Annotated in this window: 19 protein-coding genes; 7 read left to right on the forward strand and 12 right to left on the reverse strand. The window is 62.4% G+C overall.

What is annotated here, in order from left to right; translation table 11 throughout:
* Positions 1-6: 6 nt before the first annotated feature.
* The 7 genes from ACST81_RS01195 to ACST81_RS01225 all read right to left on the reverse strand — a co-directional run bounded on the left by ACST81_RS01195 (position 7) and on the right by ACST81_RS01225 (position 8002).
* Positions 7-1290 carry an efflux RND transporter periplasmic adaptor subunit gene (locus tag ACST81_RS01195; RefSeq protein ID WP_438750982.1) on the reverse strand — a complete coding sequence of 428 codons (1284 nt, stop codon included), beginning with the start codon at positions 1288-1290 and terminating at the stop codon, positions 7-9.
* A 246-nt stretch (positions 1291-1536) separates the two neighbouring features.
* On the reverse strand, positions 1537-2538 hold the full coding sequence (locus ACST81_RS01200) for an ABC transporter ATP-binding protein (protein WP_438750983.1): 1002 nt from the start codon (positions 2536-2538) through the stop codon (positions 1537-1539).
* 70 nt (positions 2539-2608) lie between these two features.
* A complete protein-coding gene (locus ACST81_RS01205; RefSeq protein WP_438750984.1) occupies positions 2609-3664 on the reverse strand; it encodes a Gfo/Idh/MocA family protein in 1056 nt (351 codons plus the stop codon).
* A complete protein-coding gene (locus ACST81_RS01210) occupies positions 3664-4503 on the reverse strand; it encodes a carbohydrate ABC transporter permease (RefSeq protein ID WP_438750985.1) in 840 nt (279 codons plus the stop codon). The genes ACST81_RS01205 and ACST81_RS01210 overlap by 1 nt, the downstream gene beginning before the upstream one ends.
* Before the next feature lie 13 nt (positions 4504-4516).
* The gene (locus ACST81_RS01215; protein ID WP_438753314.1) at positions 4517-5467 is read right to left on the reverse strand and encodes a carbohydrate ABC transporter permease; all 951 of its coding nucleotides are present in this window, start codon (positions 5465-5467) and stop codon (positions 4517-4519) included.
* A 323-nt stretch (positions 5468-5790) separates the two neighbouring features.
* Positions 5791-7050 (reverse strand): ABC transporter substrate-binding protein, encoded by a 1260-nt coding sequence (locus ACST81_RS01220; RefSeq protein WP_438750986.1) that lies wholly within the window; start codon positions 7048-7050, stop codon positions 5791-5793.
* A 52-nt stretch (positions 7051-7102) separates the two neighbouring features.
* A complete protein-coding gene (locus tag ACST81_RS01225) occupies positions 7103-8002 on the reverse strand; it encodes an N-acetylmuramic acid 6-phosphate etherase (protein WP_438750987.1) in 900 nt (299 codons plus the stop codon).
* A gap of 197 nt (positions 8003-8199) precedes the next feature.
* On the opposite strand from ACST81_RS01225, the gene ACST81_RS01230 reads away from it, so the two are divergent.
* Genes ACST81_RS01230 through nagA form a run of 4 tightly spaced genes read left to right on the forward strand, consistent with a single transcriptional unit; the run spans position 8200 to position 12052 of the window.
* Entirely contained in the window at positions 8200-9084 is an 885-nt protein-coding gene (locus ACST81_RS01230; RefSeq protein WP_438750988.1) for a BadF/BadG/BcrA/BcrD ATPase family protein, read from the forward strand.
* Complete coding sequence (locus ACST81_RS01235; protein WP_438750989.1) at positions 9081-9845, forward strand: GntR family transcriptional regulator; 765 nt, start codon at positions 9081-9083, stop codon at positions 9843-9845. The genes ACST81_RS01230 and ACST81_RS01235 overlap by 4 nt, the downstream gene beginning before the upstream one ends.
* Before the next feature lie 27 nt (positions 9846-9872).
* Positions 9873-10895: an SIS domain-containing protein gene (locus ACST81_RS01240; protein WP_438750990.1), complete on the forward strand. Its 1023-nt coding sequence runs from the start codon at positions 9873-9875 to the stop codon at positions 10893-10895.
* Positions 10892-12052, forward strand: coding sequence for an N-acetylglucosamine-6-phosphate deacetylase (gene nagA, locus ACST81_RS01245; protein ID WP_438750992.1), 1161 nt, complete (start codon positions 10892-10894; stop codon positions 12050-12052). The genes ACST81_RS01240 and nagA overlap by 4 nt, the downstream gene beginning before the upstream one ends.
* Before the next feature lie 6 nt (positions 12053-12058).
* Here the strand turns inward: nagA and ACST81_RS01250 are convergent, their stop codons facing one another.
* Genes ACST81_RS01250 through ACST81_RS01260 form a run of 3 tightly spaced genes read right to left on the reverse strand, consistent with a single transcriptional unit; the run spans position 12059 to position 15053 of the window.
* Positions 12059-12787, reverse strand: coding sequence for a copper homeostasis protein CutC (locus ACST81_RS01250; RefSeq protein ID WP_438750993.1), 729 nt, complete (start codon positions 12785-12787; stop codon positions 12059-12061).
* Positions 12784-13695, reverse strand: a complete 912-nt coding sequence (locus ACST81_RS01255; RefSeq protein ID WP_438750994.1) for an ROK family protein — start codon at positions 13693-13695, stop codon at positions 12784-12786. Before ACST81_RS01255 ends, ACST81_RS01250 begins: the two co-directional genes overlap by 4 nt.
* Positions 13692-15053 carry an amidase gene (locus ACST81_RS01260; RefSeq protein ID WP_438753317.1) on the reverse strand — a complete coding sequence of 454 codons (1362 nt, stop codon included), beginning with the start codon at positions 15051-15053 and terminating at the stop codon, positions 13692-13694. The genes ACST81_RS01255 and ACST81_RS01260 overlap by 4 nt, the downstream gene beginning before the upstream one ends.
* A 199-nt stretch (positions 15054-15252) precedes the next feature.
* Here ACST81_RS01260 and ACST81_RS01265 point away from each other — a divergent pair, with 199 nt between their 5' ends.
* The 3 genes from ACST81_RS01265 to ACST81_RS01275 are packed head-to-tail and all read left to right on the forward strand — an operon-like array spanning position 15253 to position 17826.
* Positions 15253-15990, forward strand: coding sequence for a sulfate transporter family protein (locus tag ACST81_RS01265; protein ID WP_438750995.1), 738 nt, complete (start codon positions 15253-15255; stop codon positions 15988-15990).
* A 52-nt stretch (positions 15991-16042) separates the two neighbouring features.
* Positions 16043-16681, forward strand: a complete 639-nt coding sequence (locus tag ACST81_RS01270; RefSeq protein ID WP_438750996.1) for a helix-turn-helix transcriptional regulator — start codon at positions 16043-16045, stop codon at positions 16679-16681.
* A gap of 8 nt (positions 16682-16689) precedes the next feature.
* The gene (locus tag ACST81_RS01275; protein ID WP_438753320.1) at positions 16690-17826 is read left to right on the forward strand and encodes an aminotransferase class I/II-fold pyridoxal phosphate-dependent enzyme; all 1137 of its coding nucleotides are present in this window, start codon (positions 16690-16692) and stop codon (positions 17824-17826) included.
* Positions 17827-17836: 10 nt separating this feature from the next.
* Here the strand turns inward: ACST81_RS01275 and ACST81_RS01280 are convergent, their stop codons facing one another.
* A complete protein-coding gene (locus tag ACST81_RS01280) occupies positions 17837-18532 on the reverse strand; it encodes a response regulator transcription factor (RefSeq protein WP_438750997.1) in 696 nt (231 codons plus the stop codon).
* On the reverse strand, positions 18529-21237 hold the full coding sequence (locus ACST81_RS01285) for a DUF4118 domain-containing protein (protein ID WP_438750998.1): 2709 nt from the start codon (positions 21235-21237) through the stop codon (positions 18529-18531). The genes ACST81_RS01280 and ACST81_RS01285 overlap by 4 nt, the downstream gene beginning before the upstream one ends.
* Positions 21238-21252: the final 15 nt, after the last annotated feature.

The raw sequence follows: 21252 nt of genomic DNA on the forward strand, positions 1-21252 counted from the left end.
AGGTCCTCAATTCGCCTGTACGGCCGGCTTGGCGTCGGCAGGCTTGGCGTCAGCGGGTTTGGCATCCGCGCCGTCCGCAGGCTTCTTGTCGCCGGCCGCTTCCGTTGTCGGCTTCGCCTCGCCTTCCTTCGCTTCAGCGGGCTTTGCGTCGCTCGCTTTCCACTCGGCGGGAACGACGGGTGCGCCGGGACGCAGCTTCTGGAAGCCTTCAACGATGACCTTTTCGCCGGCCTTCAGACCGTCGCGGATAATCCAGCGGTCGCCCAGAACAGTACCTGCGGAGACCGTGCGCAATTCAGCCGTATTGTCGTCCTTGACGACATAGACCTGCGCAACGCCCGATGTATCGCGCTGCACGGCCTGCGTCGGCACGGCAATGGCGTCCTTCTCGACGCCCTGCTCGATCAGCACGCGCACATACATGCCCGGCAGAAGATCGCCGTCCGGATTGGGAAATTCACCGCGCAGGGTCACCTGACCTGTGGTCTCGTCGACGGCCGCTTCCGAAAACAGCAGTTTTCCGGCATGCGCGTAAGCACTGCCGTCATCCATCATCAGGGTGACCTTGGCTTCCTTCTTGCCATCCGCCAGTGCTCCGGCCTGCAGCGACTTGCGCAGCCGGATGAGATCGGTCGCAGACTGGGTGAAGTCGGCATAAACAGGGTCGAGCTGCTGGATCGTCGCCAGGTTTTCCGAGCCATTGGCGCTGACCAGCGCACCTTCGGTGATCAGCGCGCGACCGATGCGGCCGCTGATCGGCGCGGTCACATTGGTATATTGCAGATTGAGCTTGGCCGTTGCGAGACCGGCCTCGGCGATCGCGACATCGGCATCCGCCTGCGCCAATTGTGCGACGGCATCGTCAAAATTCTGGCCGGTCGCCACGCCGGACTTGCGAAGCTGTTCCTGCCGCTCGGCGGCCTGGCGCGCCTGAAGCTGAACCGCTTGCGCGCGGCGCAACGTACCTTCCGCACTTTCGACCTGGACCTGGAAGGAGGCGGGATCGATGCGGTAAAGCACATCACCTTCCTTCACGATCGAGCCCTGCTCGAACACGCGCTCGATGACGATACCGGTGGCGCGCGGACGAACTTCTGATATCCGCGTCGGGGCGATACGACCCGGCAGGTCATTGGTGATCGGCAGGTTTTCGGTCTTGGTGGTGATCACCGAGACTTGCGGCGGCGGATAGGAGGGCGCAGCCTGCTTTTCGCCCTCGCCTTCCTGGCAGCCGGAAATGATCAGCAGGGCGGCCACGGTTGCAGCCAGTATCGGTCGATTCATCCGCATTGTCGGTTCCACGCAAAAGGCCAGCCACACGGCCGACGGTCTTGGGAGAGACGTCAGCCGCAGCTGGATTTCAAAAAAATCAATATGATGCGTAAGGCCAAGTTTCCATTTGGCGAACGCGATCAATTATACAAACGCAGTCGTATGTTAATTTTTCCGTGCGTGCAAGCCGATGATGCGCCGCACAATAAAACGTTACCGAACGACAGTGGCCGTCAACATTCAGTTACAAAACAGGGTCCGCATCTATCGAAGGAGCCGGTCATCCGCGCCGAAGCGATGCATCGCTGCCGTGTTGGGCGTCGAATAGACGACGTCATCGACCTCGTATTTGTGCTCCCCGAACAGACGCACCGTCAGAAGGCCGGTGACTTCGGTTTCGAGATAGAGGATCGTGTCGGCACCCAGATGCTCGACATGGATGACCTTTCCCTTCCAGTCGCCGCTCTCGCGCGACAGGGTGATGTGCTCGGGCCGGATGCCCACGGTCTTGGCCTGGCTATCACCCAGCCGACCTGCCTCGATGAAGTTCATTTGCGGCGAACCGATAAAGCCGGCGACGAAAGTGTTGGCCGGCTTGTTGTAAAGCTCCATCGGCGAACCGACCTGTTCGATCTGGCCGGCATTCAAGACAACGATCTTGTCGGCCAGCGTCATCGCCTCGACCTGGTCATGCGTCACATAGATCATCGTTGCTTTCAGGCTGCGGTGCAGCCGGGCGATTTCCAGACGGGTGTTGACGCGCAGCGCCGCATCGAGGTTGGACAGCGGTTCGTCGAACAGGAACAGTTTCGGTTCGCGCACGATCGCCCGGCCGATGGCGACGCGCTGGCGCTGACCGCCCGACAGTTCCGCCGGACGGCGGACGAGATAGGGTTCCAGCGACAGCATGTTCGAAGCTTTGGCAACCTTGGCATCGACCTCGGCCTTCGGCGCACCCATCTGCTTCAAGCCCAAGCCCATATTGTCCTTGACCGTCAGGTGCGGGTAGAGCGCGTATGACTGGAAGACCATGGCGATGCCGCGCTTGGCAGGCGGCGTGTTGATGACTTCCTGCCCGTCGATCTGGACGCTGCCGGACGTGGCATCCTCAAGTCCGGCGATAACACGCAACAGCGTGGACTTGCCGCAGCCGGATGGTCCGACGAAGATGACGAACTCGCCATCGTTCACCTCGAGGTCGATGCCTTTCAGGACTTCGTGATTGCCGAAGGCCTTGCGGATGGATTTCAGATTCAGTGATCCCACGAGAGGCCCCTACTTGTCGTTGTCGTTGCATCCCTGCCCGGTCTGATTCTCCCGGCGGGCAGTCATCGGATTAAAGCTTGACCGGCCGGCCCGTCCGCACGCTCTCATCGGCCGCCAGGCAAATGCGTAGCGACTGGACGGCATCGTTCATATGCCGTTCGAGATCGAGATTTTCGGTAATCGCCTTCAACACATAGGCCTGCTCGAAATCGCAAAGTTCCTGATGGCCCGGCTCGCCGTCCATCTTCAGGTCTTCGTCCTCGTGCACGAACTTGCCGTCAGCGCCGGTTTCAGCCTTGTGCACGCGAATGACGGCCGTCTTGGTATGGGTGTCGATATCGTCGGATTTCGCGTTCGGATCCATGACGATCGAGACCGAGCCGTTGGGCGACATGACGTCCTTCACGAAGAAGGCGGTTTCCGAGATCATCGGCCCCCAGCCGGCCTCGTACCAGCCGACCGACCCGTCTTCGTAGATCACCTGCAGGTGACCGTAATTGTACATGCCTTCGGCAATTTCGTTCGACAGACGCAGGCCCATGCCGCGCACCTCGACAGGCTTGGCATCGGTGATCTGGCACATGACATCGACATAATGCACGCCGCAATCGACGATCGGCGGCGTCGTTTCCATCAGCGACTTGTGCGTCATCCAGGTCGGGCCGGAAGACTGCTGGTTGAGGTTCATGCGGAAGACATAGGGACCGCCGAGCTTGCGGGCTTCAGCGATCAACCGCACCCAGGACGGATGATGGCGCAGGATATAGCCGACGACCAGCTTCTTGCCGGCCTTCCTCGCCGCGGCGACGACCCGTTCTGCGTCGGCAACCGTCGTCGCCAGCGGCTTCTCGATGAACACGTCGCAGCCTGCCTCGAACGCCGTGACGGCATAATCGGCATGGCTGTCGGAATAGGTGCAGATCGAGCAAAGATCAGGCTTGAGCTCTTTCAGCGCCTTTTCGAAATCGGGAAGGATTTCATAATGGCTCAGTTCCGGCGCCAGTGTCGGCTTGGAACGGTTGACCAGGCCGACAATCTCGAAACCGGGATTGTTGTGATAGGCGAGCGCATGGCTGCGGCCCATATTTCCAAGGCCGGCGACGAGGACACGAACGGGCTTTTGCATTACTTGACTGCTCCTGCGGTGATGCCGCGGATCAGTTGCCGCGAGAAGATGACGTAGAGGATGAGAACCGGGAAGATCGCCAGCGACAGGGCGGCAAGGACCGCGTTCCAGTTGGTGACGAACTGGCCGATGAAGATTTGGGAGCCGAGCGTGACCGTCTTGGTGGCTTCGCCGGGTGCTAGGATCAGCGGGAACCAGAGGTCGTTCCAGATCGGAATCATGGTGAAGACGGCGACCGTCGCCATGGCCGGACGAACCAGCGGCAGGACAAGGCGGAAGAAGATGGCATATTCCGAAAGACCATCGATGCGGCCGGCATTCTTCAGGTCGTCGGAAACGGTGCGCATGAACTCCGACAGGATGAAGATCGCCAGCGGCAGGCCTTGCGCGGTATAGACGAGGATCAGCGCCGTCAGCGTATTGACGAGACCGGTCGCGACCATGCCCTGCAGGATGGCGACCGTGCCGAGCCGGATCGGGATCATGATGCCGATGGCGAGATAAAGTCCCATCAGCGTATTGCCGCGAAAACGATATTCCGACAGCGCGAAGGCGGCCATCGCACCGAACAGCAGCGCAAAGAAGATCGACACGACGGTGACGATCAGGCTGTTCTGGAAATAGCCGATGAAATCACCCTGCTTCAGCACGGTCGTGTAGCCGATCAGGCTGAAGGTCTCTGCCGTCGGCGGCTGCAGCGGCGTACGGAAGATCGCGTTCTTGTCCTTCAGTGAATTGAGGATCGTCAGGACCACCGGGAACAGCGCCACCACCGTATAGCCGGCAAGGGCCAGATGAACGAAGCTGGAGCGCAGCGGCGATATGCGTGCTTTTGACATGGTGCGTCCTCCCTTAAAACTGGTAGCGGCGGACGCGCCGCTGGATGCCGAAGAGATAAAGCGAGACGCCGGCGAGAATGATCAGGAACATCACGGTGGCGATGGTCGCGCCCATGGAGCGGTCGCCAAGCTGCAACTGGAAGCCGAAGAAGGTGCGGTAGAGAAGCGTGCCGAGAATATCGGTCGATCCGTCCGGGCCGGCGAGCGCGCCCTGCACCGTATAGATCAGGTCGAAAGCATTGAAATTGCCGACGAAGGTGAGGATCGAGACCATGCCGATGGCCGGCAGGACCAGCGGCAGCTTGATCTTCCAGAACTGGCTCCAGCCGGTGATCCCGTCGCATTCGGCCGCCTCGATCACCTCGTCGGGAATGTTGAGAAGGGCCGCATAGATCAGCATCATCGGGATGCCGACATTTTGCCAGACGGAAATCAGCGACACCGTGATCAAGGCCGAGCCGGGTTTGCCGAGCCAGGGACCGAACAGGGATTTCAGGCCGACGAGGTCCATGAAGAACGGCGTGATGCCCCAGATCGGCGACAGGATCAGCTTCCAGATGAAACCGACGATGACGAAAGACAGGATCGTCGGCATGAAGATTGCCGTGCGGTAAAACGCGGCGAGCCTCAGCCTTGGGATCGACAGCATGGCGGCAAGCGCGATGCCGAGTGGATTCTGCACCAGCATGTGGATGGCGAAGAAGATGAAATTGTTCTTCAGCGCCCGCCAGAAGTCGGCGGCCCAGCGCTCGTCGCCGAACAGGACCTGGAAATTCTGAAGGCCGACAAAGGTCGACTGTCCGTCCACCGTGTTGAACAGCGACAGGCGCAGCGTCTCGATCAGCGGCAGGATCATGACGGCGGAATAGACGATGAAGGCCGGCAACAGGAAGACAAGAATATGCCAGCGTCTCGGCCGCGCCGGAATCCCGATTGTGTCCTCAGACGATATGGCGCTGCTCATGGCTTCTGCCGCTCCGACCCGTTCTTCATCGATCGCCGCGATATGCGGCAAGGCTCTGCGCCGCCGGTCCCCGCCGCGCATGCCGTCGCCAGCAGGCCCAAAGGCGCTGGCAGGATGTGATTTCAGATTACATGTTTTTGCGGGAGATTCTGCTTTTTCGCGTCCGAACATTCAGTTCAGGCGTCGCCCCTCATCCGCCCTGTCGGCCACCTTCTCCCCGTAAAACGGGGAGAAGGGACAAGCCGCAAACTCCGTTATCCCCTCTCCCCGCAAGCGGGGAGAGGGCTAGGGTGAGGGGCAAAACCCATATGGCCGGCCCAAATTTACTTCGCCGGCTTGTACCAGCTGTCGAGGCCCTTCTGCAGCTTCTCGCCAGCGACTTCCGGCGTATCGGTGCCGTTGATCACGTTGGCCGATTCAACCCAGGTCTCGTTTTCGAGGTTCGGGGTGCCGCGCGACAGGATCTGGTAGGTCGAGCGGATCGTCGGCTTGCACTTTTCACGCCAGGACACGAATTCCTGCGCAAGCGGATCGGCCATCTTCACCGGTGTCGAATTCAGGCTGAAGAAGCCCGGCAGCGAATTGGCGTAGATGTCGGCGAATTCTGGTGAGGCGATCCAGGTGAGAAGCTTCTTGGCTTCTTCCGGATGGGCGCTCTTGGCATTCAAGCCGACGCCGATATCGTTGTGGTCCGAGATGTAGCAGGCGTCGCCAGCGGCTTTGACCGGCGGTGGGAAGGCACCCATCTTGAACTGGGCCTGCGTGTTGAACAGGCCGATTTCCCACGAGCCGGCAGGATAGATGGCAGCACGGCCGAGCGTGAAGAGGTTCTGGCTGTCCGGATAGGTCTGGGCTTCGAAGCCGTCGCCGAGGTAATCCTTCCACTTGGCGAGAACCTTGTAGGGCTCGACCCAGCCGGCGTCGGTCAGCTTCTGCTCGCCCTTGATCAGGGCAGCGCGGCCTTCCTCACCCTTCCAGTAGGTCGGGCCGATGTTCTGGTAGCCCATGGTGGCGGCTTCCCAGAGGTCCTTCGTGCCCATGGCGAGCGGGATGTAGTTGCCGTCGGCCTTGATCTTGTCGAGCGCGGCGAAGAAATCCGCTTCCGTCGCGGGAATAGCGATGCCGAGTTGATCGAAGGCATCCTTGTTGTAGATGAAGCCGTGGATGACCGAGGCCATCGGCACGCAGAAGGCGGTCGCGCCATCATCCGTCTGCCAGGCAGCCTTGGCGACCGGCGAGAAGTTTTCCATACCGGGCAGGTTGGTCAAGTCGGCCAGATGCTTCTTGTTGTAGAGTTCGAGAGACGCATCGAACGGACGGCAGGTGACGAGATCGCCTGCGGAGCCGGCGTCGAGCTTGGCGTTCAGCGCCGCATTGTATTCGGTCGGCGCGGTCGGTGCGAAGACGACCTTGATGCCCGGGTTCTTGGCTTCGAAGGCCGGGATCAGTTTTTCCTGCCAGATGGCCAGGTCGTCATTGCGCCAGCTTTCGATCGTCAGCGTGACGTCTTCCGCATGCGCCAGCCCGGCGGAGCCGAGGATGCTGGATGCAAGCAGCAAGCCTTTCAAGGTAGTGCGGGTCATTACGTTCTCCCTTTTATATGCGCCGGCTGGCGCGGTTTTGGAACCCTTGGAATCATTGTGTCGCGACTAGAGACAAGGCACGGCGCAAGCTTTGACCGGCCTCGGCAAGGGCGGCTTGCGCCGCCGCCACATCCCTTGCCCCAGCAGCAAGGAGGATGGCGATCTTGACCGAACCCGATGAAGTGTTGAGATAGCGGCCAGCCTCGGCGGCGCCAATCCCGGCAATATCCGAGACGATGCGCACAGCGCGGCCGCGCAGCTTGGCATTGTCGGCCTTCAGGTTGACCATATGTCCGTCATGGACATGGCCCAAATGAATGCCGACCAGCGTCGAAAACATGTTGAAGGCGATCTTCTGCGCCGTGGCGGCGCCCATGCGGGTCGATCCGGAGATGACCTCGGGCGGCGTTTGCAGCAGGATGGATACTTCGGCATTCTGGAAGAGCACCGCACCGGGGTTGTTGGCCATAGCGATCACCCTTGCGCCGCGCGCACGCGCCTCATCGGCGGCTGCAAGCGCATAGGGTGTTGAACCGCTGGCGGACACCGCGATCAGGCAGTCGCCCTTGCCAATGCCGGCGTCGCGCACATCCCTGCGCGCCAGTTCCATGTCGTCCTCATAACCGCCCGCGAGATCGGTCAGGCTTGCAGCACCGCCGGCCAGCAGAACCACCACCTTGTCGAGCGCAATGCCATAGGTGCCCGGCAATTCCAACGCATCGGTCATGGCCATCAAGCCGGAGCTGCCGGCACCCGCATAGGCAAGACGACCGCCTTTCCCAAGGGATTCGGCGGCGATCGCGGCGGCAGCGGACAAAGGCTCGATCGCCGCATCGACGACCTTTGCAGCAGCTTGCTGGCCGGATGCGAGCAGACGAAGCGCGAGCGCCGGATGCATCACATCCAGTCCCATTGCCTTGTCATGACGCTCTTCGGTCTTTACTGACGGCATCCGCTCAATCTCCCTCGCCGCAAATTAATGCCAAAAAAATACCAATTGTCCAGAAAAAATTAACTTCCGAACAGAGAAAAATTTCAGTTTCTAAAATATCTCTGTTATATCAGCACATTAAACGATAATTCCAATTAAAGACCAAATCCCCCTTGGTTAATGGTATTTTTTTGGTATCATTTTTCCTGGAGGTATCCATGCCACATTACATTCTGGGAATCGATGGCGGCGGCACGAGTTGCCGCGCCGCAGTTGCGGACGCGACCGGGCGTATCCTCGGGCGTGGCAAGAGCGGTGCAGCCAATATCCTCAGCGACCCTGACAATGCATTGATCCATATCGTCGGCGCGTCGAAGGCCGCATTCGAGGAAGCAGGTCTTGAACCCTCGCGAATCAGTTCGGCTGCGGCGCTCGTCGGCGTGGCGGGCAGCAATGTCGGCGATGCCGTTCATTATGTGAAGGAGCGCCTGCCCTTCGCCAAGGCCGATATCGAATCTGACGGCCTTATCGCGTTGCAAGGCGCGCTTGGCGATAGCGACGGCGCGGTGGCGATCCTCGGAACCGGCTCGATCTATATTTCCCGTCGGGGCGAGGAGATCAGCTATATCGGCGGCTGGGGCTTCCAGATCGGCGATCTCGGCAGCGGCGCCCGTCTTGGCCATGCCCTTCTGCAGGAAAGCGTGCTCGCCTTCGACCATATTCGCCCGTCCTCACCGCTGACCGATGCGGTCATGGCGGAGTTCAATTCCGATCCGCGCGCGGTGGTTGAATTTGCCCGCGCCGCCCATCCCGGCGAATATGGTCGTTATGCGCCGAAAGTGTTCGACTATGCCGACCGGAAGGATCCGGTCGCGATCGCGTTGCTGAAAGCGTCGGCACAGATGATCAACGAAGCGCTCGATGTCGTCGTCGCACGCGGCAGCGCCAAGCTCTGCCTGCTGGGAGGTCTTGCGCCGCTCTATCGCACCTGGCTGGCCGAGCGGCACCAGCCGCTGTTCGTCGAAAGCGCGGCCGACGCCCTGACCGGCTCGGTGGCGCTCGCCGCCAAACGGTTCGGTGTGCGGACGGGGGGGCAGATATGACCCAACATCTCGAAGCCATCCTGCCGCTCGACGGCCTGCAGGCGGGAGGGTCCGGGCCGCTCTATCTCAAGCTTCGTCAATCGCTGGAAGACGCCATCCTCTCGGGCAAGCTCAATCACGGCGATGCCCTGCCGCCGGAACGGGATCTGGCCGACTATGCCAGCATCAGCCGCGTGACGGTGCGCAAGGCGGTCGACGATCTTGTCAGGGACGGGCTGCTGGTACGCCGACATGGATCCGGCACCTTCGTCGTCAAGCCCGTCCATAAGGTACAGCAGTCGCTGTCGCGGCTGACGTCTTTTACCGAAGACATGCAACGGCGGGGGCTGACCACCACGGCGCAATGGATCGAGCGCGGCCTTTTCCATCCCTCTCCAGACGAGATGATGGTGCTTGGCTTGCAGGCCGATTCCCTGGTTGCCCGCCTCGGTCGCCTGCGTATCGCCGACGACATGCCGCTGGCCATCGAGCGGGCGAGCATATCGGCCGAATTCCTGCCCGATCCTGTTCGCATCGGCTCTTCGCTCTATGCCGAACTCGACAAGACCAAATCGCGGCCGGTGCGCGCCGTGCAGCGAATTTCCGCCTGCAGCCTGAAGGATCCCGATGCGGCCATGCTCGGCGTCAAGGCAGGGGCGGCGAGCCTTTCCATCGAACGCATTTCCTACCTCGCCTCCGGGCGCGTGGTGGAATTCACCCGCTCGCTCTACCGGGGCGATGCCTATGACTTTGTCGCGGAACTGACCCTGTCGGATTCCTGAGAAACGTCCAGAAGAAAGACTAAGACCATGCAGACGAATATGCGCCGCGAAATCGATGAAATTCCGGAAGCGGCGGCCCGCCTCCTCGAACAGTCGCGCGAAGCCGTGAGAGAAACCGGCGCGGCGCTGCGCGAAAAGGACCCGGCCTTCTTCGTGACCATCGCCCGTGGCTCGTCCGACCACGCGGCACTCTTTCTGAAATATGCGATCGAACTGACCACCGGTCGCCCGGTCGCTTCGCTCGGACCGTCGCTCGCTTCGATCTATGGCGCCAAGATGCATCTGCAGGGTGCCGCCTCCATCGCCGTCTCGCAGTCCGGCAAGAGCCCGGACATTGTCGCGATGGCGGAAGCCGCGACCAAGGCCGGCGCCGTGACCATCGCGCTCACCAACACGCTGCCCTCGCCGATCGCCGAGGCAAGCACCCATCCGCTCGATATCCATGCCGGTCCTGAAATTGCCGTCGCGGCCACCAAGTCCTACGTCAATTCCATCGTCGCCGGTCTCGCCGTCCTCGGTGAGTGGACGGGGGACACCGCTCTCCAGCGTGCCGTGGCGGACCTGCCGACGCAGTTTTCCAAGGCTGTGAAGCTGGATTGGCAGATGCTGGCCGACGAACTCGGCGATGCGGAATCCCTGTTCGTGCTCGGCCGTGGCCCGGCACTGGCGATCGCCAGCGAGGCCGCGCTGAAGTTCAAGGAAACCTCGGGCATGCATGCCGAAGCCTATTCGGCTGCCGAAGTGCTGCACGGCCCGGTGGCCCTAGTCGAGAAGCGCTTTCCGGTGATCGGCCTTGCTGCCCGCGATGCGGCGCAGTCGTCCGTCACCGGCGTCCTCGATGGGCTCAGCGCCAAGGGCGCGCTCGCCTTCGTCACCTCGTCGGAAGCAAAATCGGCCAAGGTCCTGCCCTTCGTCGAGACCGGGCATCCGATCACCGACGCGCTGACGCTGATCCTGCCCTTTTACGGCTTCGTCGAATCCTGGTCACGGTCGCGCGGCCTCAATCCCGATGCGCCCGTCGCCCTCAAGAAGGTCACGGAAACACGATGAGCACACGCACAGCAATCACCGGCGCCCGAATCTTCGACGGCCAGTTCTGGTACGATGACCAGACCATGCTATTGGATGGCGGCACCGTGACCGGCATCCTGCCGGAAAAGGACCTGCCATCCGGCACGACGCTGATCGAGGCTGATGGGCGGTTGCTCGTCCCGGGCTTCATCGACCTGCAGGTGAATGGCGGCGGCGGCGTGATGCTCAACCACCATCAGACCGTCGACGGCATCCGCACGATCTGCGCCGCGCATGCCAAGTTCGGCACCACGGCAGTCCTGCCGACGCTGATCACCGATACGTTCGAGATTCGTCGCAAGACGATCGAGGCCGGCATCCAGGCGAAGGCCGAGGGCGTGCCCGGTTTCCTCGGCCTCCATATCGAAGGCCCGCATCTTTCCGTTGCCCGCAAGGGCGCCCATGACCCGGCATTGATCCGGCCCATGGACAGTGCCGATCTCGACGCGATGCTCATCTGCGCCGGCGTTTTCGATGCGATGATGGTCACCGTCGCGCCGGAAAACACCACGGTCGATCAGGTGAGGGCGATGGCTGAAGCCGGGCTGATCGTCAGTATCGGGCATACCGATAGCGGCTATGCAACGGTTGCAGCCTACGCCGAGGCCGGTGCCCGTACCGTGACGCATCTGTTCAACGCCATGAGCCCGCTTGGCCACCGCGAACCGGGCGTGGTCGGCGCAGCACTCGATATCGGCAGCCTGCATGCGGGGCTGATCGTCGATGGCTTCCATGTCGATCCGGTGTCGATGCGGCTGGCACTGCGGGCGAAGAACGGTCCAGGCCGGATTTTCATCGTCACCGACGCCATGTCGACGATCGGCTCAGACCAGACGGGTTTCCTGCTCAATGGCCGGGAAATCTTCCGCAAGGATGGCCGCCTGACACTGGCCGATGGAACCTTGGCCGGCGCGGATATCGACATGCTGTCCTCGGTGCGCTTCGCCCACGAAAAGCTCGACCTGCCGCTCGACGAGGCGATCCGCATGGCCTCCGCCTATCCCGCCGATGCCGCCGGGGTTTCCACCCGCAAGGGCCGGCTGATACCGGGGCTCGATGCAGATTTCGTGCTGCTGACGAAAAATCTCGACATGGTCTCGACCTGGATCGGCGGACAGCGCGTCTTCCAGGCCTGACCTTGCCTACCGCGCGGCATCAAGCCGCGCTTTCAAGGCCCGGACCAGACCGGCATTTGTCATTCGTGCACTCGACGCAACGAAGCCGAGCGAGACGAGCCTGTCATCCTTCGCCGGCTCACTGCGCGAGCAGGATGAGTGTACTTCGTTCACCGCCAGCCGCTCCAGCATACCGCCGACAGTGTCGATCGTCACGCCGGAGCCCGGCATGATCGAAAGACGGCCATTCACCAGCCGGATGATCTCGGCGAGTGCCTCGATGCCCTCGGCCGCGGTCCTGGCTCCACCCGAGGTCAGGATGCGCTCGAAACCGAGCGTCACGGCGATCTCCACTGCCTCCGCAAAATCCGGCACAAGATCGAAGGCCCTGTGCAGGGTTATGCCCAGCCCATTGGCACGGCGCGACAGATGCTCCAGGGCCGCCACATCAAGGCGACCATCCGCAAGGCTGGCGCCCAGCACCACGCCGGCCAGTCCGGCCGACCGCGCGGCATCGATATCACCGCACATGATATCCAGATCGTCTGCTCTGAACACGAAATCACCGGCATGCGGGCGGATCATCGCGTAGACGGGAATAGCGACCTTTGCCGCCAAGGCCATCAGGCCGGCTGATGGCGTGAGCCCGCCGACAGACAATGCCGAGCAGAGTTCGATGCGGTCCGCACCGCCGGCAACCGCCGCAGCCAGCCCCGCCGCGTCCTCGACACAGACTTCCAGCAGAATATCGGTCATCTGCTCTCCTCGCCAAGGCCAAGGATGGCGGCACCGATCAGGCCCGGCTCGACATGGCATTCACCGGGTACGACCAGCGGCCGGTCGAATTTCCGCAGGATACGGGACCGCACGGCCTTGTCGATCGCTGAGATCAGCGGCGTCACGTTCGACAGCCCGCCACCGACCGGCACGATCGTTGCGCCGGTGATGTTGATGGTCAGCGCCAGGGGTGAACTGACGAGATCGACCAGAACATCGATCGTGCGCGCCGCCTCGGCATCGCCCTCTTGCCAGAGCGTGGTGATCTCGTGGCTCGGCAGGTTTTTGCCGTGCAATGTCAGGTGCAGCCGCTCCATGCCGCGCGCGCCACCAATCGTATCGACACAGCCACGCTGGCCGCAGCCGCAGTCGAAAAGCGGGATGGCGACGGGTGGTGTTCCGGCCATGGTGGCGACGGCGGGACCATGGCCCCATTCACCGGCAAACCCGCCTTCCGCATTGATGAGCCGGCCATCGACCACAAGACCACCGCCCACACCCGTGCCGATGATGGCGCCAAGCACGATCCGGTAACCCCGCCCTGCACCGGCACCGGCCTCAGCGAGCGCAAAGCAATCGGCGTCGTTGGCGATCAGTACCGGCAAACCGAGACGATCGGTCAGCTCCGCACCGAGTTTGCGGCCGTCGATACAGGGAATATTGGCGCATTTGATCGCCTGGGTTTCCGGATCGACGACACCGGTAATGGAGATGGCGATGCGATCGGGCTTCGCGCTGGCTTCCGCGATGGCATTGCGGAGCGTGTCGACAAAGGCGTCGAAATCATCCAGCGGCGTGGCACGCCGTTCCATCGGCTCGATCCGATCGACCGAATAGGCAATCGCGCCCTTGATCGCCGAGCCGCCGATATCGAAACAGACGATCATGCCTCACCCCGAATGACGGATTCGAGGCTGAGCGCCGCCGAAAGCAGCCGCTCGTCTTCGCCGGCCTGGCCCGACAGCAGCAGGCCGACCGGCATGCCGGCATCGCCGGTGCCGCAGGGAATGGAAACGCCGCAGCCATCGAGGAAATTGCCGATCAGCGTATTGCGCAGGGTCTTGCCGTTGATCTTGAAGAACAGGTCGTCATCGGCGACGAGCGGCGCGATCGGCGGCGCCACATGCGGCAGGGTGGGATGCACGATCAATTCGCCGGGATTGAGGCTCGCCTTGAACTGTCCGACCAGACGGCGACGGGCCTCCAGAAGCGCGATGTAATCCGTCATGCCGATCTTTTCGCCGAGCCGGGCGCGGGCGACGACACGCTGGTCCATGCGCGCGGCGGCGTCACCGTGGAGCCGCTCCTTGTGAAGCGCATAGGCCTCGGCGGTCACAAGCGCGCCGTGCCGGGTCATAAGTTCGAACACTTCGGCAAAAGCCGGAAAGCTGCGCCGTTCGACCCTGACACCGGCGGCTTGCAGTCTATTGATCGCCTGCTCGAACGCGGTGACGACGCCGGCTTCCGCGTCATCGAAAACGATCGTTTCGGCGATGACGAGCTTAATGTCTCCGATATCGGTTCGAGCGATGTCCGGGGCAGCACGGCCGCGCATGGCGGCATCGACCCAGATCGCGTCCTGCACGCTGCGGCAGAGCGGCCCCAGCGAATCGAGGCTGCTTGCCAGCGGAAAAACGCCATCCATCGCGTAACGACCGCGCGTCGCCTTGTAGCCGACGATGCCGTTGAAGGCGGCGGGAATGCGGATGGAACCGCCGGTATCCGTGCCCATCGCCACCGGCACCAGGCCGGCTGCAACCGCGACCGCCGACCCCGACGATGAGCCGCCGGGAATTCGCGGCACATCCCGCGACGCCGGATTGCGCGGCGTGCCGTAATGCGGATTGATGCCGAGGCCGGAAAAGGCGAACTCGCTCAGATTGGTGCGCCCGACACTGACCATGCCGGCATCGGCCAGGGCCTTGACCACGGACGCATCCTGTTTCGCCGGCGCATGGTCCGACAGGACAACGGAGCCGGCCTTTGTTACCGAGCCTTCGGTGTCAAACAGGTCCTTCCACGCGATCGGTATACCGTCGAGCAGGCCGAGCGAGCGGCCGGAACGGATACGAACGGAAGCGGCCCTCGCATCAGCCAAGGCGCGGTCCCCGAGAATCTCGGTGAAAATCGACTGATCCTTGTAGCCGGCTATGTTGTCGAGCATCGCCTCGGCCAGCATGACCGGATCGAGCGCGCCGGATTGCAACAGGACCGACAGGCCCGCAACCGACATGTTTCCGTCCACTCCAGCCATTATCCCGCCTCTCCAAAATCATCTCTTGTTTTGCCGGTAGCATATCGGCGCGGTCGCCGCCATGGCAGCATCCTGCCGCGCATATGCAGTTGATATTCGCCCAACCCGAGGTGACCGCCGCCCTTGCTCACTCGGCACGGTTTGCCTACATGCGAATTCAGCGGCGAGCTGTCGCGGCAGGGAGACCAGAATGATATTCGATGCAGCGCGGCTTGCCTTTGCCAATCTCTTTGCGCCGGAAACGCGCTCGGTCTTCTGGAAAGTGTTGGGACTGACAATCCTGGCACTGGTCGGGCTGTGGCTGGCACTGCGCGAAGTGTTTGTCTACCTCGCATTGCCGTGGCTCGATGCGCTCATTCCCGGCACGACGGGCTGGGAAGGCTGGCTGACCTTCGTCATCGGCATTTTCGCAAGTTTCGGCCTTGCCCTCGCGCTTGCTTTGCTGCTCGCCCCCGTCACCGCCCTGATCGCAGGTCTCTTCCTCGATGATGTCGCCGAGGTCGTCGAACGGCGCGACTACCCACAAGAACCGGCGGGTCGCCCTTTGCCGCTTGGCGAAGCGATTGCCGGCACGCTGAAATTCCTCGGCGTCATCATCGTCGGCAACATCATCGCGCTGCTCCTGCTGCTCATTCCCGGCATCAACCTGATCGCTTTCTTCCTGGTCAACGGCTATCTTCTCGGCCGGGAATTCTTCGAATTCGCCGCCATGCGCCATCGCCCGCCGGCCGAGGCGCGGCTGTTTCGGGCCAAGCACGCCGGTACCGTCTTTCTCGCCGGCCTCATCCTTGCCGCCTTCCTCGCCGTACCTCTGCTCAACCTGCTGACGCCACTCTTTGCCGCCGGCATGATGGTGCATCTTCACAAGAAATTGTCGCACCGCGACCCGGCCTTCAGCCAGCAACTGGGCACCGCTCCGGCCCGCTGAATTTTCTATTTGTCCATATTGACAAATTGTCTAAATCAAAGGAAAAGGCGGCATGCCTCATCCATTGACCCCTTTCATTCCCGTTTGCGACGCCATCGCCACGCTGTTTTCACCGTATGTGGAAGCGGTCCTGCATGATCTCGAAACCGGCCTGATCTTCCATCTATCCAACGCTTTTTCCAAACGTCGGCCGGGCGACAATTCGTTCAACGAGGCTGGTTTGGCGTCGTCGCTCGATACAGACGTGATCGGTCCTTATGCCAAATCCAACTGGGACGGCCGCAGGCTGAAGGCGATCACCGCGGTATTGCGCGACGACAGCGGCAAACCGATCGGTCTTCTCTGCATCAATCATGACATCCAGGCCTTCGCCGGTCTCTTCGACCAGCTGAAATCGATGATGGACTTCGTGGAGACGGCGCCCAGGACATCCGCCCTGATGGCTGACGACTGGCGCGAGGCGGTCAATGCCGTCATCGGTGACTTTCTCGCCGAGAGCAGGACGACGCTCGCCGGCCTGACGGGATCCGACATGGATGGCCTGATCGGCATGCTCGATGCGCGCGGCGTCTTCGCCATCCGCAAGGCCGTTCCCTACGTCGCCGAAATCCTCAAGCTGTCGCGCGCGACGATCTATAACCGGCTTGGCGCCATCCGACAAAGACAGGACTCCGAGGGAGACAACAGATGACGGATCCAATGCGCCCGATGCGGGATTTTGCCCTTGAGACCTTCATGTCGAAGTGGGAGTTCGTCGCGAAATACAACATGACCGGCTCCGACGCCGAAAGCCTGCGGCTGCCGGCCCTGCTCAACATGGCTGATGATGCCGACCGGGCCGATTTCGAAAATCTCAGCCTCGGCTACACCGAGACCTTTGGTGCGCCGGCACTCCGGCAGGAGATCGCGGCGACCTATGACACGGTCACGCCGGAAAACCTGCTCTGCTTTGCCGGCGCCGAAGAGGCGATCTACATCGCCATGAAGGTGCTTCTGACGGCGGACGACCATGCCATCGTCGTCACGCCCAACTATCAGGCCGCCGAAACCATTCCGCTCAGCATCTGCTCCGTCACCGGCGTGGCGCTGGAGATCGACAATGACTGGAATCTCGATATCGGCAAAATCGAGGCCGCGATCCGGCCGAACACCAAGCTGATCTCGATCAACTTTCCCAACAATCCGACCGGCAAGATCATTTCGCACGCCACCTTCGATGGCCTCGTCGCACTCTGCCGCAAGCATGGCATCTGGCTGTTCAGCGACGAGGTCTATCGGCTGATCGAAAGGGACGAGGCGCTCAGGTTGCCGCAGGCGGTGGATGTCTATGAGCGCGGCATCTCGCTCAACGTCATGTCGAAGGCCTATGGCCTGCCCGGCCTGCGCATCGGCTGGCTCGCCAGCAAGGATCGCGATTTCCTCGTGCGCTGCGAGCGCTACAAGCATTTCCTGTCGATCTGCAATTCGGCGCCGTCTGAGGTGCTGGCGCGGATCGCGCTAAAGAACCGCGACCAGATCCTGTCCCGTACCCGCACGATCGTTCGCGACAATATCGGCCTGCTGAATACCTTCTTCGCTGAATTCCCGCATCTCTTCGACTGGCGCGGACCCGATGGCGGCTGCGTCGCCTTCATCCGCTACAAGGGCGCGGAGGGTGTCGAGGCCTTCACGCAGCGACTGGTCGAGGAAGCCGGCGTCTTCTTCCTGCCCTCCAGCGTCTATCGGTCCGACCTAACGCCCGTACCGCAAAACTGCCTGCGCGTCGGCTTCGGCCGCCTGCATGTGCCGAAGGGCATCACCGCGCTGCGCAACTGGTTGAGGCGCAACGGCGCTTAAGGGAAGCCGGCTAAAGATCCGCCTCGCGCAGGCGATACCCGACGCCGGTTTCAGTCGTAATGTATTGCGGCTGATCCGGCGTCAGCTCGATCTTCTGACGCAACTGGCGGACATAGACGCGCAGGTATTGCACGTCGTCGGCATTGCCCCAGACCTGCTTCAGCAGAAATTGGTGTGTCAGCACCTTTCCGGCATATTGCACGAGGATGCGCAGGATATCGTATTCCTTGGGGGACAGCTTCACCTCGCGGCCATCGACCCTGACGATGCGCTTGACCAGATCGACGGAGAGGCCGCCTGTCTGGAACAGGGGCTTTTCGCCCTGCTGCTGTAGCCGGTGGCGCAGCGCGACGCGGATGCGCGCAACAAGCTCGTTCATGCCGAACGGTTTCGTCACATAGTCGTCGGCGCCAAGCTCGAGCGCCTTGACGATGCCCGCCTCGTCGGTGCGGCTCGACAGGATGACGATGGGTACCGTCAGGCCCTCCGCCCGCCAGCCTTGCAGCAGCTCATGGCCCGGCACGTCCGGCAGGCCGAGATCGAGCAGGATGAGATCCGGCGGGTCATCCTTGGCCATGGCGCGTGCGACCTTGCCGTTTCCCGCCTCGACGACGGCATAATCCTGCGTCGCCAGCCCGACACGCAGCAGCCGGCGGATCGGCGGTTCGTCGTCGACAACGAGAATTTTGACGGACGACTGGGTCATGTCATGTCCTTCATATTGGGCGCGTCCGGCAAGATGGGCAGGCTGATGGTAAAAACCGCGCCGGAACGATCCCGGCGGTTTTCGGCCGCGATCGTTCCGCCCATCGCCTCGATGAAACCCCGGCAGATCGACAGGCCGAGCCCGGTTCCCGCCCGCACGTGATCCCCCTTGCGCACCCGGTAGAACGTATCGAAGACCCGCTCCAGGTCACCGGCCGGAATGCCCGGCCCCTCGTCGACGAACCACAGCAACACATGCCCGCCATCCTGTTCGGCCCGCAGATTGACGGTCGATCCCTCCGGCGCGTATTTGGCGGCATTGTCGAGCAGGTTAAACAGGACCTGCTCGAACAGAACAGGATCGACCTTGACCATCGGCAGGTCGTTGGGAACGCGCACGTCAATATGATGGTGGATCATGATCTTGCGCGCGCGCCTGAGCGCGCTGCCGACGATATCGCCGATATAGTGGAAGCCCGTGTTGGGTTCCATCGCGCCGGCCTCGATCCGCGTCATGTCGAGCAGGTTGGCGATGAAGCGGTTCAGCCGTTCGGACTCGTCCGTCACCGTGGTCAAAAGCTCGGCGCGATCCTCTTCCGGCAGCGCCGAATGGTAATCCCGCAGCGTGCCCGCCGCGCCCATGATGGCAGCGAGCGGCGTCTTCAGGTCATGCGAAATCGAGGTCAGGAGCGCCGAACGCAGCCGCCCCGCCTCTTCGGCCAGCCGCGCCGCATCCACATCGGCCACCAATTGCACCCGCTCTATTGCCAGCGCCGCCTGGTCGGCTAGGGCATCGAGAAGACGCTGCTGTTCCGGGGTCAGCAACGGCCCCGACCGGTCACTGTCCAAGCCGATGACGCCGATAGCGGCGCGGCCGGTGCGTAGCGGCACGTATAGGCGTTTCGCCCCCGGCAACGTGTCGGCGCCACGCCCTGCGGCGCGGTTATGCTCCCAGGCCCAGCGGGCGGCGGCGATATCGGCATCGTCGAGTGTATCATCCGGCGGATAACCGGCCTTGACCGCGATCGTGCCATCCTCCGGCAGGAGCAGCACGACACGCAGTTTCAGCATGGAGGCGAGCTGAAAGGCCGTGGCCCAGAGCACATCGTCCAGCGTGCCGGTGCCGGCAAGCTTCTTGCTGAACAGGTAGAGATCTTCCGTGGTGCGGGTACGCCGGCGGGCGGCGGCGGCCTGCCGCTGGACGCTGGCCGTCAGGTTGCTGGCGATAACAGCCACGACGAAGAACAGGATGAAGGCGACGACGCTGTCGGGATCGCTGATATCGAGCGTATAGAGCGGCTGCAGGAAGAAGAAATTCAGCGAAAACGCACTGATGACGCTGGCAAAGAGCGCCGGCTTCAAGCCTTCGGTCACCGCCGTGATCAGCACGGCCATCAGGAAGACGAGCGCGATATTGCGGACATCCAGCGACTGGTCGAGCAGGAAGCCGGCGACCAGCGCGCAGCCGACATAGAGCATCGACAGGATATAGGGCCGGACGCTGAACGGCGCCGATACCGGTGCCGTCTTCACGCCGGTCGCCACGGACGCTGCATCGCGCTCGTCGCCGGCAATCACATTCACGCTGATCGCACCCGCGCGGCGGATCAGGTCCGCCGTGACCGAGCCTTGCAGTTGCTCGCGCCACCACGTTTTTCGTGGGCTGCCGACGACGATATGGGTGATATTGCCGGATGCCGCATGACGCAGGATTTCCTCGGCGGCATCCGAGCCCGGCAGACTCAGTGCCTCGCCGCCAAGGTGCTCCGCCAACCGCAGCGCGGCCGCCACCCGGTCGCGCGCGGCCTCGGATATATGCACGGATCGGGCCGTCTCAACATGCAGCGCGACGAGTGGCGCGCGCAGGCGATCGGCGAGACGGACGGCGTGGCGCACCAGCGAGGCGCTGCGAGCATCATCATCGATACAGACGAGCACACGATCCCCCGCCGCCCAGGGACCGGAAATCGCATGCGCCTGCATATGGGTCAGCAATTGCGCATCGACGCGCTGCGCCGTACGCCTGAGCGCGAGTTCGCGCAGCGCCGTCAGGTTTCCCGGCGAAAAATAGTTTTCCAGCGCCCGGTGCGCGGTCTTGCGGACATAGACCTTGCCGTCGTGCAACCGCTTGATCAGGTCGTCCGGCGTCAGGTCGATGATCTCTATATCGTCGGCACGGTCGATGATCGAGTCCGGCACCGTTTCGCGCACCCGGATCCGGGTGATCTGCGCGACGACGTCGTTGAGGCTTTCGACATGCTGGATGTTAAGCGTCGTGTAGACATCAATGCCGCGCGACAAAAGTTCCTGGACATCAAGATAGCGCTTGGGATGGCGGCTGCCGGGGGCATTGGTATGGGCAAGCTCGTCGACAAGGACGAGGCCGGGGCGACGCGCGAGAATGGCGTCCAAATCCATCTCGTCGAGCTGACGCCCCTTGTAGTCGATAACGGCGCGAGCGATGACCTCCAGCCCGGCGGAGAGCGCCTCGGTTTCCCGTCGGCCGTGGGTTTCGACGACCCCTATAACGACATCGACGCCCTCTGCCTTTCGGGCATGGGCGGATGTCAGCATCTCATAGGTCTTGCCGACGCCGGGCGCGGCGCCGAGGAATATCTTCAACCGGCCGCGCGTTTCCCGCTCGGCCCGCTGCAGCAGGGCATCGGGGGACGGCCTTGCGTCCGAATCGCGATTATCGTCTCGCATGGATATTTTGGTCTT

Source organism: Pararhizobium sp. O133 (genome assembly GCF_051669845.1).
In the GTDB taxonomy this organism is placed as follows: Bacteria; Pseudomonadota; Alphaproteobacteria; order Rhizobiales; family Rhizobiaceae; genus Pararhizobium.